Raw genomic sequence first — 13,192 nt, forward strand, 5'->3', positions numbered from 1 at the left:
TCAACGACATGCAAAGGGGCCCGATCGGATCCCTTTGCATGTCGGCGCCAGCGTCGCCAAAGGGGTCAACATTCCAAGCGAAATGGGGGGCACGGTTCGAAGCGATTTGACAGCCGAGCGCACCATCGACGCGCTCTGGACAACGGTCGGCACGCTAATAGACCGCTTTGAGGCCACTGAATGCGCCAGCTGCTTCAAAGCGGCCGGCTACGATGCAAGCTAATCGAAAAATGCTCTAGACAGCCGCCCTACCCTAGGGTTAGACTGGGATCCAAAGAATTTCTCTGGAGGCAGCGATGTTGTTGGTGCGATTTTGCGTCATGACGATTTGCCTGATTGCTTTTTCCTCTCCATCACGCTCACAGGTATACACTCCCGGTACATTCCGTATCGACGGAATTCCAGTCGCGTGTGGTCCGCTAACGTTTGTTGTAAGCCCGCTTGTGCCGGACGTAGGCCTAAATAACGGCCGCGGTCAGATATTCTTGAACCCGATCGCCCTGGCTCCATTGCCAACGACTCTGAAGTTATTTTGGGCCGCGCATGAATGCGGGCACTTCTTCGCAGGCGCCGATGAGGCTGGTGCAGATTGTTGGGCTATGCAAGCTGGTCGTCATCAAGGATGGTTTCCGCACCAGGCGTTTCGCGACCTGATACAAATGTTCCAGAACAATCCGGGCGACATTCTGCATCCAAGTGGACCCCAACGGGTCCGCAATATGTATGATTGCTATGTGAATTAGGTTTAGCCAAAATGATCAGCACCTCAACCCGCATTTCATGCATTGTTCTCTTCGTTATCTCGACAATTTCTAGTACTGCTCTGGCGGGAGATCCCAGTGCAATTCTGGAAGGACATGCGAGGATTACTTTCGAGAACACCGATAAGTCCGCTCAATCTCGCGATGAAGCGAATGAATTCGGCACCGAAGACCCTAGTGTGTTTAGTCAGTTTCGCCTCAACCCGGAAATCAGCGCGCCATCGCGGCATGACAACAATGCAGCTCCCCAATACGGGGACTTAGAGAATTTTGGTTATTTCCTAACGCCTTCGATGTGGCCTGCGAGTCGCGGCACGACCATCGTATTCGTATGCTGGGAAAACGCCTCACCGCGGTTCGTCAGAGAGATGGAATGGGTACAGCGTGCTGCTTCCTCCAGCTGGCAAGAGCACTCTGGGCTCGCGTTTAGGGGATGGCGGGGATGCGCGGAAACTTCCGACGGGATCAGAATTCTAATTGAAGACACAGGCCCGCATGTGAAGCAGCTCGGCGCCTTTCTCAATGGTCGGCCGGCGGGAATGGTGTTGAACTTCACCTTCCAGAATTGGAGCCCGTCCTGCGCGCGAAATGAAAGCGCGCGTGAGCGCTGCATTCGATCCATCGCAGTGCACGAGTTCGGACACGCGACCGGCTTTGCGCACGAGCACAATAGGTGGGACACTCCGGGAGAGTGTACGCTCGAGCCCCAAGGCACGGATGGCGACGTTATGTTGACGCCCTACGATGCGTCATCCGTCATGAATTATTGTAATCCCGTTTACAACAACAACGGCAGCTTGAGCCTTCTAGATGTAGCCTCAGTTCAAGCAGTATACGGTAAGCCCCAATGAATGCGTTTCTAGCCGCGTCGGTCACATTTTGGGCTTTGATCGGTCACATCCCGCAAGTCGCTGCCTTAACGCTCGCAGAGATAGGCGAGGAAGCTCGGCCGTCCACTGTGCACATCAGCTATGATGCAACCGATCCCGAAACAGGAGCAGTTTCCGTCGTAAACGGCTCCGGCTTTGTCGTTTCTAGTTCGGGCTATGTGATGACCGCTTATCATGTCTTGGAGCCTTGGATGGCACAGCCGGAGGCGCAGCGCTTGCAACGGTCGATCATGGTCCGCTTAGGTTCTATTCATAACGAATCTTTGACCGCGGAGCTGGTGGAGTACAACGCGAGCGCCACCGTCGGTGGTGGTGCGGATCTCGCGGTTCTAAGGATTCGGAGGTCTGCGACATACGCTACTGCCGATTTCTGCTATATTGAAAATCGGCCGATCGGCTCCCGCATCTTTGCCTTTGGGTTCCCTGCTGGGCAGGAGTTGAACTATGCGGAAGGGGCAATCGCAAACCCGGACGGTGTCGGGGACCGCTGGACCGCCAACATCAATTTCGACTATGGTATGAGTGGAGGCCCCGTCTATGATGACCTCGGAAGAGTGATCGGTGTTGTGAAGGGTGGAATGAAAGGCGTTCAGCCGGTGCGCTATATAACGCGCCTCTTAAGAGCTCGGAGTTTACTGATAGACTATGGAATAGACGTGGAACGATGTGATAATCCCTCGCCCGCGACCTCCAAAAGCGCGCAGTCAAGCAATTCCGTTATTCCAACACTGAACAATTCTGAATGTAACAAAATTGGATTCACTGATTACTCGACCTTTCCGCCGACATTCAAGACGGAAGTCGTTTGCAGTGAGGGGAAACCGTAATGCGGAGCGTGCTTCTCATACTTGTGTTTTTCTTGTTCTCCGCTAGCCCCGGATTTTCCGACGACAGGGAGGATGCAGAAACTGCCGCTGGCTTAGTCGTTCGCATGTTCGACGAAAAAAAGTTCTCAGAGCTTTGGGACTCCCTCACCCATAGCTTGTTCAAGAAAAACCTAACGCGGGACCAGTTTTTAGCTAATATGACCATTGGACGATCTACATTTGGTCGAATGACGTCATCAAGACATATAAGTACTGATTTTTCGAAGTCCGATCCGATTTACAATTATGAAGGCCAGATCTATGCCATCACCTTTCTTAATGAATACGGCCCACTCCGCTTTTACGAGCGTATTGTGATGGCCCTTGACGAGGATGGTGAGTTCCGGTTGGCGGGCGTCTTCGGAGCCCCCGCAGGAAGCCCCGCTCAGTAGCAACGAAGTTGCATCGCGGTTACCGGCATCAGCCATCTAGCGCGTATAGGCCCATTCATTGGAATTCAATTCGGCCCAGTGTCCAGTACGCGTCGAAGTCTGAACGCACGAGCGCTTTAACATACGGGCATGAACCCGCGGGAATTCGTTCGACGCCGCAATTTCTCGCTTGCCAAGGTTGGGGTCGTGGGTTCGAATCCCATCGCCCGCTCCAATTTTCTCCCTAGTGATTGAGAATCCAAAACGTTATTTTAGCGAGCCAATGGCGTTCGGCCATAGCTGAAATCAATCCCGCACCGGGCGCTGATTCCCTCTTCCAGGGGTTGCGCCCCCTCCTCTTTCATAGCCTGCGGCGACAGACCGCGCGGACGTCATGGGACAGCTCGATCCGGACCAGAAACGGCGCCTCGACCCCGTTCCATGCGGTCGCCATCCGGCTGCCCGCACACGACATTTTGATCCCAGAGCTGGACCACGTGCCGTACTCTCTCTCCAAGGCACCTTGGAGGAGGAAACCATGGCGCGTTCGTCCGTATTGTTTGCCGCCACTCTTGTAGCAGGGACCCTTGTCGGTCCCGCCATGGCTCAAGACAGTCCAATGAGCTTCTTCGTCACCAGTCAGGGGCCGGGCGACGGCGCCAATCTCGGCGGCCTGGAAGGAGCGGACGCCCACTGCACCAGCCTCGCGGAAGCTGCCGGCGTCACCGGAAAAACCTGGGCGGCCTATCTGAGCACCAGCGACACCGACGCCCGTGATCGCATCGGCGGCGGGCCTTGGGTCAACGCGAAAGGCGAAACCATCGCCGACAGCCTCGACGCGCTGCACAGCGACGCGAACGCCATCACCAAGGCGACCGCGCTGAACGAGAGCGGCGAATTGGTCAATGGCCGCGGCGATCAGCCGAACCGCCATGATATCCTCACGGGCTCGCTCCCGGACGGCACCGCGCACGAAGCGACTTGCGAGAATTGGACGTCGAGCGGCGAAGGCAGCGCGATGGTCGGCCATCATGATCGCATGGGGCTCGACGAGTCCGCCGAGGCCAAATCCTGGAACTCGTCGCATCCCTCGCGCGGTTGCGGACAAGAGGCGTTGCAAGGAACCGGCGGGGACGGCTTGCTCTACTGCTTCGCGAAATAGCTAAGGCAAGAGCGGCGGAAAGTCGCGATGACATCCAAGCTGCTCTCGCGTGAATCGCCGCGCAAAGGTTTCAGACGCAGGATTCGGACATAAAAGCGGAAAATGGTAGCGGAGGAGCGTTGCCGCCATTACAGTGCTATGACTAAATTCGTTTGCTGAGCTACATTTGCTTGGTCACGAGAACTTTTAGGTTCGAGTCCTGCCCCCGGACAGGTTCCATCATCAATTGCTGATCACGCAAATATAACAAGCATTTAGGCCGCTCTCTGGACGGTCGCTTTGCGTTCTATTCCGTTGACGAACTCGACATTGAGACGGGAGATGCCAGCGACGGATGTGGCGAAGACGGACGATGGTTGAACCTGTCTGCGCCCTATGCGGGCTTTGGCTCCGGCATTGGGATCAGCTTGGCCATCTTCCTCAGGTTCTGAGCGGTGGCTGCGAGATGGAACTCGTCTCGGGCCCCGCATGGCTGTCAATGCCGCGTGAATTCCCCAAAAGCGCCGAAGTAAAATTTCCCAATTCCGCCGGTCAGCTCGCTGTGGCGAAGGGGTCGAGCCGAGGCGGTCGCCCGCGACGGCGCGGCTGGGCTTGTAGCGGCGGAGCGATGATGGCCTTCGAGCGGACGTGCTCGGGCATGAGCTCGGCGTGCGGGCGAAGCCGATAGCTTGATCCCTCGATCTGAACGACGACGGCGTGATGCAGCAGGCGATCGAGGAGCGCGGTGGCGATGACCGGATCGCCGAAGACGTCGCCCCATTCGGCAAAGCCGCGATTGGACGTCAGGATCATCGCGCCCCGTTCATAGCGGGCGTTGACCAGTTGGAAGAAGAGGTTGCCGCCGCCGGCCCCGACCGGCAGGTAGCCGATCTCGTCGACGACCAAGAGTGATGGGCGGCAGAAGAAGCGGATTTTCTCCTGGAGCCGGCCTTCGCGTTCGGCGCGGCCTAGCGCCGCGATTAGCTCGGCGAGCGTGGAGAAATAGACGCTCTTCCCGGCCTTGACGGCCTCGACGCCAAGGGCGGTCGCCAGATGGCTTTTCCCGGTCCCGGGTGGCCCGAGAAAGTGGACGACCTCGCAGCGTTCGATGAAGCCGAGCTGAGCGAGCGTGAAGATGCGGTCCCGGTCGAGCGATGGCTGGAATGAGAAGTCGAAGCCAGTCAGCGTCTTGATTGTCGCCAGGCGGCCCATTCTGAGGGCCGTCTTGATCCGGCTGTTCTCGCGAAGGGTCAGCTCTTCGGCCAACAGAGTGTCGATCGCCTCGAGGGCCGTGATCTCGCCCTGTTCCAGCCGGCGCACGAGATGGTCGAGGGCCTCCAGCGCCCGCGGCATCTTCAGCCCGACGAGATCGTGGCGGATGCGGTCGATCGTCGATGGCGTCTGGTCGAGCGAAGCGGTCATGACCGGCCTGCCTGCGCCAGCACTTGGGCGACGGCGTCGTAGAATGCGAGTGAACGTTGCGCGACGACATCGCCGGTGCCGCGCACCACGATAGCCTCGCCGGATCCCTGCAATCGTCTTCGAGGCGGATGCCCGCGATGACCGGGCGCCACCCGGCGCTGCTTGCGGCCCTCAAGGATCGGATGTGTCGCGATTAGCACGCTGTCCTCGAAGATATGGACCTCGCCGGCAAGCTTGTGAACCTCGACAATCCGCCGGCGCGTGGCGTCAGGAACGCTGTAGAGGTTGCCGTCGACACTGACCATGCCGTCCCGGCTGAGGCGGCGCTCCAGCTTGAGGACCGATCGGAACGGCGCGACCGGCAGCGGCCGCAAACAGGGCCGTTTCTCGGCGAACGCCTCGCCGACGACGCGCTGGGTCGTGGCATGCACCCGGCAGTTGGCGACGGTATCGAGCCAATGGGCCAGTTGCCGGTTCAGATCGTCGAGATTGCGGAACGAGCGCGCCAGGAAGAAGTCTTCCCGGATATATCGGAACGGCCGCTCCACCTCGCCCTTCGTCTGAGCCCGATATGGCCGGCAAGCTTTGGGGTGATAGCTGTAGTGACGAGCGAGAGCAACGAGCGCCCGGTTATAACCTGACCGACACGGAGACCCCGATGACCGATACGGCCATGCCGCTGATTGAGCTTCTTCGGAAGCATGACGAGGGAGATTTTCTGCGCACCGTGAGCGAAGCCGTCCTCCAGCTTTTGATGGAACACGATGTCGAGGGCCAGATCGGCGCCGGACGGCACGAGCGGTCCGATGGCCGGCTGACCTATCGCAATGGGTATCGCGACCGCGAGCTAAAGACGCGGCTTGGATCGTTGAACCTTCGCGTGCCGAAGCTGCGGCAGGGCTCGTATTTTCCCGGCTTCCTGGAACCGCGCCAGACGTCCGAGAAGGCTTTGGTCGCCGTCATTCAGGAGGCGTGGATCAACGGTGTCTCGACCCGGCGCGTCGATGATCTCGTGCAGGCGATGGGCCTGGCGGGGATTTCCAAGAGCACGGTATCGAAGCTGTGCAAGGAGATCGACGAGCGGGTCGGCGAATTCCTCGATCGCCCGCTGACCGGCGAATGGCCCTATATCTGGCTGGACGCGACCTATCTGAAGGTCCGTCAGGGCGGGCGCATCGTCTCCGTTGCCGCGATAATCGCCGTCGCGGTCAATACGGGCGGACGGCGCGAGATCATTGGCCTGGCGATCGGCCCGTCGGAGGCCGAGACCTTCTGGACCGATTTCCTGCGTTCGCTGAAGAGCCGCGGCCTTGCCGGCGTGAAGCTGGTGATCTCCGATGCCCATACCGGCCTCAAGGCGGCGATCGCCCGGGTCTTCAACGCGACCTGGCAGAGATGCCGGGTGGGCCTGTTGAAGAAGTCGGTTTCTGCCGCCTCTACGGCAAAAGAGGCGTCTGATGGCAGCTTGGGAGGCCCGCGGCGCCGGATTCGATCAGATCGGAGCGACTCGGCGTTCAAGGTTCGCGGTAACGATGCGCGGGGCGCCCAACAAACGAAGAATTTGCCTGAACAGAGCGGCGGCGAGCCGCTTCAGGTTGATAGCCGCGGCCGTCAGATAAGCTTGGATCTTCATGTTCGAGAGCCCGCGCCGAATGGCCCGAGCCAAACCGTGCCAGGTCTTGGCTTCGCCATGGAATCCTTCAGATCTCCAACGATGGCGCTGATAAAGGCGTTTATCTTCCTCACCCCATCTCTCGCGCCGCCGCCGAGCCCGTAGCAGAGCGGGATAATCCTCGCCGACGACGACCGCTTTGTTCACCCGGCCTTTCGAAAGGCACAACGATGCAAGGTCGCAGCCCCGACAATCGGCGGCTCGGGACGTGAAGAAGCGTCCGTGTTTGATGGCCCTGCCTGCCTTCAGAATTTTTCCCCGCGGGCACTTCAAAACGTGATGCTTGGCATCGTATCGAAAACGACGCATCGGGACCTTGCTGCGGATCGGTTCGGCTTTGGTCGGAATGACGGCGGTGATGCTGCGGCGCTCAAGACCGCCGAATACCTTCGCATAAGCATAGCCGGCGTCGGCCGTCGCAACCTCGATCGCCACGCCGGTCGTTTCCGCCACCACGTCCAGCCGGCTCAGGATTTCCTTCCCTTCGTTGACCTCTCCCGTCGTCACCTCGACATCGAGAATGACACCGCAGACATCGTCGACGACGCCATGCTGCTTGTAGCTCGGTTCCAGTCGCCGATTGCGCCCGTTGGTCGCCATGCTGGCGTCGGGGTCGGTGACGCAGACCTTCTTGTATTTGCCCGACTTGCGCGATCTCTTCGCGGTCATTTCGGCGTCCTTTGCAATGTCGTCCTGATCGTCATTTTCGGCTCTCACGCTATCGAGGTGGCGCACCGCCAAGCTTTCCCAGCTGACGTCCGCCCGGATCAGCGAGGCATCGACATGAACCACCTCACCCTTGGCGATCCCGGCGGCGACACAGACCTCGACCGTGCGCTCGAAGATGCGGCGGAAGCGCTCCGCACCCCAGCGCTGGCGAATGCGGGTCAGCGAAGAATGATGGGGCAATGCTTCATGCAAACCGAAGCCAACGAACCAGCGGATCGCGAGATTGACCTGTGCCTCGCGCATCAAACGACGGTCATGAACGATGCCGAGCAGGAAGCCGGCAAGCATCAGGCGAACGGCAACCTCCGGGTCGATCCCCGGCCGTCCGAATTCGGCTGAGTAACAATCCGCAACCGCCTCACGCATCCACGAGAGATCAAGAACCCGATCGACCCGGACGAGAATGTGATCGTCCGGAAGCAGCTCCCGAAGCGAGCCGCACATATAGAGCTCAAGCTGATCGCGTTCCTTCCGACCCAACATCGAATGCCGCCTCCGATGACCATCGTCTTCGGGAAAGAGAATCACCAATCGTCGACTTCTTCAACAGGCCCAGGGTTCACTTTCAAAGAAACGCGCTGGCCCATGCCGGCAAGAGCAGCCGGCGCGTCGTCGCTGCCTTTATCGCCACTGCCTTCGCACAGAACGACCATGCCAACGCCAGCAAGCAATGGCGCCATGTCGCCGACCAGATGCGCGGCAAGTTGCCGAAACTGGCCAGTCTCATGGATGACGCGGAGGAGGATGTCCTCGCCTACATGACTTTCCCGCCGCAGCACCGCGCGAAATTACACAGCACAAATCCGATCGAGCGGCTCAACGGCGAGATCAAGCGGCGCACCGACGTCGTTGGCATCTTTCCGAACGAGAAAACAATCACCCGGCTCGTCGGCGCTATCCTTATGGAGCAGAACGAGGAATGGGCCGTCCAGCGCTCGCGCTACATGACACTGGAAACGCTGGCTCCCGTCTGCGATGATCCCATCATCAGCCTGCCTGCTGCATGATGGGCTGAGCTGCTCGTCGCTGCCGCGATCCGCGAGGCCAGACGTCAGCTACACCACGCACCGGGACACGACCACAGCGTCGCCTGCATTGATCCATTCGTCCTTGTTCGGAGACCCACAGCGCGTGAAGTTCAGGGGCGTTCAAGAACGGCCTCGCCAATCAGCGCCGCCCCCTGGCGTCCAACCTCGTCGATGAGGATATTCAGATCTGCGCGGGTCGTTCGGTGATTGTTGATTGCGGCGCGCAGGCAATGGCGGCCTTGCACCGTCGTGTCGGATACCGCAGCAACGCCAGCTTCCTGCATCCGAACCATGATTTCGGTGTTCAGCTTCTTGAGTGCCGGCTCGGGCAGCCCACCCGGGTCGTATCGAAAGCAGACGATGTTGATGGCGGTCGGAAAACAGATGCTGAGATCGGGGGTGGCTGTGATCCGTTCCGTCAGATAGTGCGCATGGGCGAGATCCTGATCGATCAGGCGGCCAAATTTGGCGACGCCATGTTCCTCAAGCGCCATCCACACCTTGAGCGCACGAAACCCGCGCGATGTCTGAAGGCCGAAGTCGTTCAACCAGGCCCCTGAAGCGATGCCGCGCGGTGCGTTTTCCAGATACTCCGGCGTCAGCGTGAAGCTCCCGAAATGTGCATCGGCATCCCGGACCAGGGCGCAGCCCACCTCAAACGGGGCGTGGAGCCATTTGTGCGGGTCGAGCGCGATGGAATCGGCCCGCGCGATCCCGCGCACCAGCGCCTTCCCCTCGGGCGCGATGGCAAGAAGCGCGCCGATGCAGCCGTCCACATGCAGCCACAGCCCGTCTTCGGCGCAGAGATCTGCAATCGCCTCCAGATCGTCGATAGCACCGGTATTGACCGTGCCAGCGGTCGCGATCACGCAGGCGGGCTGGGCCCCTGCCGCCCTGTCTTCGGCGATGGCGGTGCGAAGGGCTGAAACGTCCATCCGGCAGGCCGCGTCCGTGGGTACGCGGCAGAGCGCCCGGTTGCCCATCCCCATCGCCTCGAGGGCGATCTGGTGACACGAGTGGATCTGGTCGGAGCCGTAGAACCGCATGGGTTCCTTCAGCGCACCCACGCCCAGTTCGCGCAGGTCGATACCGGACATCCGGTTGCGCGCCACGGTCAACCCGATCAGGTTGGCCATCGACCCGCCCGAGACCAGCGTGCCGCTGGCCTCGGGCGGGTAGCCCATCATCTCCTTCAACCAATTGACGACCTGCTTGTCGATCTCCGCAGCGGCATGATCGCCTCCGCCCAGATTCGAGCCAAGAATGGCTGCAAGGAAGTCTCCCAGCGCGCCAGTGAAGTTGCTCGCCCCCATGTACCACATCCAGAAGCGCGGATGGATGTTGCCCATCGGGTAGGGCAGCATGTTTGTGACGAGATCGTCGTAGACCTCCGCCAGCGGCCGGCCCTCCTGCGGCACCGGGCTGCGGAACCGTGCGCGTACCTCGGGCGGCATGTCCTGCCAAAGAGGGCGTTCGCGAACGTCGCGGATATAGTCGACCGCGTCGTCAACGACGCGTCGGGCAAGGACGCGGAGCACTTCCCAATCCGCAGGGTCGAGGGTTTCCTCCCGGGCAGACTTCGCTTCTTTCGCGATCGTATCCATTGCTCGTTTCCCAAGCTGAAATATGTCGCCCACATGGGTGACCATCAGGACGCCTCAGGACCGCCGCACCACCAGCGTCGCCGCAATAGGCGGCAATGCGTCGCCCGACACGGTACGCGCGTCGCTGATCGCCTCGCCGCCGGCCGCCTCGTGGGTAAGCACGCACCCGGCCGCCCGTCGCCGTCTACTCGGCGGCCATCTGGAAACCGGGGGTCGAACGCGACAACGCCGTTTCTTCCTCGGTCATATCCTCGGGGATCGACTCGAACAGCGGCGTTGACATGTAGCGTTCGCCCGTGTCGGGCAGCATGCAGAGGATGACGGTCCCCGGCTCGGCCCGTTCGGCGATCTTCATGGCGACGGCAAAGGTCGAGCCGCCCGAGACGCCTGTCAGGATGCCTTCCCGCCGCGCGAGTTTCTGCGCCCAGGCAATGCCGTCGGGGCCGGCCACGGGTATCAGCTCGTCATAAAGCCCGTCGTCCACCGCTTCCTGCAGAACGTGGGGAATGAAGTCAGGGGTCCAGCCCTGGATCGGGTGCGGCTGGAAAGCGGGGTGGCTTTCCGCGGGCGAGTGATCGGAATTTCGCGCCTGCGCGTGGCCGCTGCCCAGAAGCTGCGCATTGGCGGGTTCCGACAGGACGATCTTCGTCTCCGGCCGCTCGCGGCGTAAAACGCGACCAACGCCCGTCACCGTGCCGCCCGTGCCGTAGCCGGTGACCCAGTAATCCAGCCGCTCGCCGGCAAAATCGGCGAGTATCTCGCGGGCGGTCGTGTTCTCGTGGATGCGGGCGTTGGCCTCGGTCTCGAACTGGCGGGCAAGGAACCAGCCGTTCGCTTCGGCCAGTTCCACAGCCTTGCGATACATGCCGACGCCCTTGTCCGCGCGAGGTGTGAGCACGACCTTTGCACCCATCATCCGCATCAGCTTGCGGCGCTCGACCGAAAAGCTGTCGGCCATCGTCACCACCAGCGGATAGCCCTTCGCCGCGCAAACCATGGCCAGCCCGATGCCGGTGTTGCCCGACGTCGCCTCGACCACCGTCTGGCCCGGGCTAAGGCTTCCGTCCTGCTCAGCCTCCTCGATGATGCTGAGCGCCAGTCGGTCTTTGACCGACCCCGCCGGGTTGAAGGCCTCGACCTTCACGTAGATATCTACCCCGGCTGGCGCGAGTGAATTGATCCAAATTGCAGGAGTGTCTCCGATGGTTTCGAGGACGCTGGCGAAAAGCTTGCCGCGTCCCTGCGTTGTGCGTCTCGTCATGGCGTCCATTGATTTTCTCCGTTTCCTAAAAGGATCTGCGGTATTTTGTGCGTGTTCACGCCGCTAATGTGTGTCGTTGGAAACCGCCGTTGCGTGGTGGCTATGGGCGAGACCTTCGGGGCTTTCTGAAAGGGCATGCCGCTGTACCGGTCCGAGCGGCCGATCAATGCTGATGTTTAAACGGCGCGAACAAGATCAGTTCGACCCAAAGCGTGAATTGCGGGCTATTCGCTCCAGAATTGTTGACAACGTGCATGCAAGATTATTCCCATGGTTGGCCCGCTCAGGGGCCGTCCAGCGGTTGTCTGCCGCCGCCCGGTTCCGCGGCTATTACTGAAGGAACTCGGACTTCGGAGGGCTGATCTGAAAAACGATTACCTCAACCGGCTCGTCGCTTTCATTGATCACCCGCATCGGAGAATTCAAGGGCTCGGCAATTGCTTCCCCGGCAGCGACCTGGCGCCGTTCCTGCCCTTCGAGCTCCATCGTCAGCGTCCCCTTTGCGATGTAGAGGTAAACCGGTGACGGATGGGTATGCCAGGCGGCGATCGTTCGCGGTTCGATCATCGCACGGACCACCCGCACTTCCAGCTCTCCTTCCGGCATATCCAGTGGATGCGCCAGCACCTGACTCAGCTCTGAGGCTGGGCGGTCGATCTCGGTCATTTCGGTCTGGGCGAAGGCGGCTCCAGAAATCAGGATCACCGCACATGTCAAAGCGCGTATCATGTTAATCTCCAAGGGTTTTCAGGGTGATTCAAGCCGAAGTGAGTGGCCCGTCAGTGTTGGTGCTCGGGCGGCGCGAACAGGATCATCTCGACCCGGTCGGCGCCTTCGACGTAGGCGTCATGCCCCGGCGGGATTTCGAAGAAGTCGCCCGTGCTGATGCGCGTCTCGATGCCCGTGTCGATCATGCGAACCACGAGCCGGCCCGTGATGCAGTAGCCGGTGTGCCGCATGGGGCAGGAGACGGGCGAGCCGAGCAGCGGCTTCTCGTCGGCCTCCCAAGTCCACCCGGGTTCGAAGATCGCATGCATTCCTGCGCTGCCATCGGCCATCTTGACGATGGAGATGCCCCCGCGATGTTTCATGTCCAGGAGTTGATCAGGCGTTTCGAACCGTCTTGTTTCTATCGCATTTTCTTGCATCGTTCTCTCCGTTCCCCTTTTGGCTCTTCCGAAGCCAGCGCAATTGTACTCGGTGAACCTAGGGTATTCGCTTCGGCAAAGCATGACGGAGTTCTGGAGATTTCCTGTAGAAGCCGATGATTGTGCTGTATGTTCGCGCATAACAGGGACTTGGAGATTTCCCAGTCGACGCGGAGCGAGTTCAGCTTAGAGCCTGAGCGAAAAGGAGTTGAGCGATATCAGCAGGTTGTGATTCCCCTACGTTGTCGAGACGATGGGGAATCGAGATGGCCTGGGATGATACCGCTCGGCTTGAGCAT

At 60.3% G+C, this 13,192-nt stretch carries 10 protein-coding genes and 4 pseudogenes; 7 read left to right on the plus strand and 7 right to left on the minus strand.

From position 1 onward, the window contains the following. The 5 genes and pseudogenes from VQ045_RS20130 to VQ045_RS20150 form a co-directional block, all read left to right on the plus strand. A pseudogene (locus tag VQ045_RS20130) lies at positions 1-223 on the plus strand (hypothetical protein); the annotation flags it as partial. Between the two features lie 531 nt (positions 224-754). Beyond that, positions 755-1,612, plus strand: a complete 858-nt coding sequence (locus VQ045_RS20135) for a hypothetical protein (protein ID WP_331831392.1) — start codon at positions 755-757, stop codon at positions 1,610-1,612. After that, a complete protein-coding gene (locus VQ045_RS20140; protein WP_331831393.1) occupies positions 1,609-2,478 on the plus strand; it encodes a S1 family peptidase in 870 nt (289 codons plus the stop codon). The genes VQ045_RS20135 and VQ045_RS20140 overlap by 4 nt, the downstream gene beginning before the upstream one ends. Beyond that, positions 2,478-2,909, plus strand: coding sequence for a DUF4019 domain-containing protein (locus VQ045_RS20145; protein ID WP_331831394.1), 432 nt, complete (start codon positions 2,478-2,480; stop codon positions 2,907-2,909). The genes VQ045_RS20140 and VQ045_RS20145 overlap by 1 nt, the downstream gene beginning before the upstream one ends. A 517-nt stretch (positions 2,910-3,426) precedes the next feature. After that, a complete protein-coding gene (locus tag VQ045_RS20150; RefSeq protein WP_327625906.1) occupies positions 3,427-4,050 on the plus strand; it encodes a hypothetical protein in 624 nt (207 codons plus the stop codon). Positions 4,051-4,581: 531 nt separating this feature from the next. On the opposite strand, the gene istB is transcribed toward VQ045_RS20150, so the two are convergent. Both istB and VQ045_RS20160 read right to left on the minus strand, forming a co-directional pair. Next, positions 4,582-5,451: an IS21-like element helper ATPase IstB gene (gene istB, locus VQ045_RS20155; protein ID WP_331831395.1), complete on the minus strand. Its 870-nt coding sequence runs from the start codon at positions 5,449-5,451 to the stop codon at positions 4,582-4,584. Then, positions 5,448-6,086 (minus strand): annotated as a pseudogene (locus tag VQ045_RS20160) (Mu transposase domain-containing protein); the annotation flags it as partial. The pseudogene VQ045_RS20160 and the gene istB, both read right to left, overlap by 4 nt. 23 nt (positions 6,087-6,109) lie before the next feature. Here VQ045_RS20160 and VQ045_RS20165 point away from each other — a divergent pair. Further along, positions 6,110-6,901, plus strand: a pseudogene (locus tag VQ045_RS20165) (IS256 family transposase); the annotation flags it as partial. 42 nt (positions 6,902-6,943) lie between these two features. Here the strand turns inward: VQ045_RS20165 and VQ045_RS20170 are convergent. Further along, entirely contained in the window at positions 6,944-8,335 is a 1,392-nt protein-coding gene (locus VQ045_RS20170) for an IS1182 family transposase (protein ID WP_327649152.1), read from the minus strand. A gap of 59 nt (positions 8,336-8,394) precedes the next feature. On the opposite strand from VQ045_RS20170, the pseudogene VQ045_RS20175 reads away from it, so the two are divergent. Then, positions 8,395-8,859 (plus strand): annotated as a pseudogene (locus VQ045_RS20175) (transposase); the annotation flags it as partial. 131 nt (positions 8,860-8,990) lie between these two features. On the opposite strand, the gene VQ045_RS20180 reads toward VQ045_RS20175, so the two are convergent. The 4 genes from VQ045_RS20180 to VQ045_RS20195 form a co-directional block, all read right to left on the minus strand. Next, complete coding sequence (locus VQ045_RS20180; RefSeq protein ID WP_327649133.1) at positions 8,991-10,484, minus strand: pyridoxal phosphate-dependent decarboxylase family protein; 1,494 nt, start codon at positions 10,482-10,484, stop codon at positions 8,991-8,993. 184 nt (positions 10,485-10,668) lie between these two features. After that, positions 10,669-11,745 (minus strand): PLP-dependent cysteine synthase family protein, encoded by a 1,077-nt coding sequence (locus VQ045_RS20185; protein WP_442879917.1) that lies wholly within the window; start codon positions 11,743-11,745, stop codon positions 10,669-10,671. Positions 11,746-12,075: 330 nt separating this feature from the next. Continuing rightward, on the minus strand, positions 12,076-12,474 hold the full coding sequence (locus VQ045_RS20190; RefSeq protein ID WP_327650355.1) for a cupin domain-containing protein: 399 nt from the start codon (positions 12,472-12,474) through the stop codon (positions 12,076-12,078). 50 nt (positions 12,475-12,524) lie between these two features. Then, positions 12,525-12,782, minus strand: coding sequence for a hypothetical protein (locus tag VQ045_RS20195; protein ID WP_327650353.1), 258 nt, complete (start codon positions 12,780-12,782; stop codon positions 12,525-12,527). Positions 12,783-13,192 lie beyond the last annotated feature (410 nt).

Source organism: Aurantimonas sp. E1-2-R+4, from assembly GCF_036549515.1.
GTDB classification, from domain to species: Bacteria; Pseudomonadota; Alphaproteobacteria; order Rhizobiales; family Rhizobiaceae; genus Aurantimonas; species Aurantimonas coralicida_A.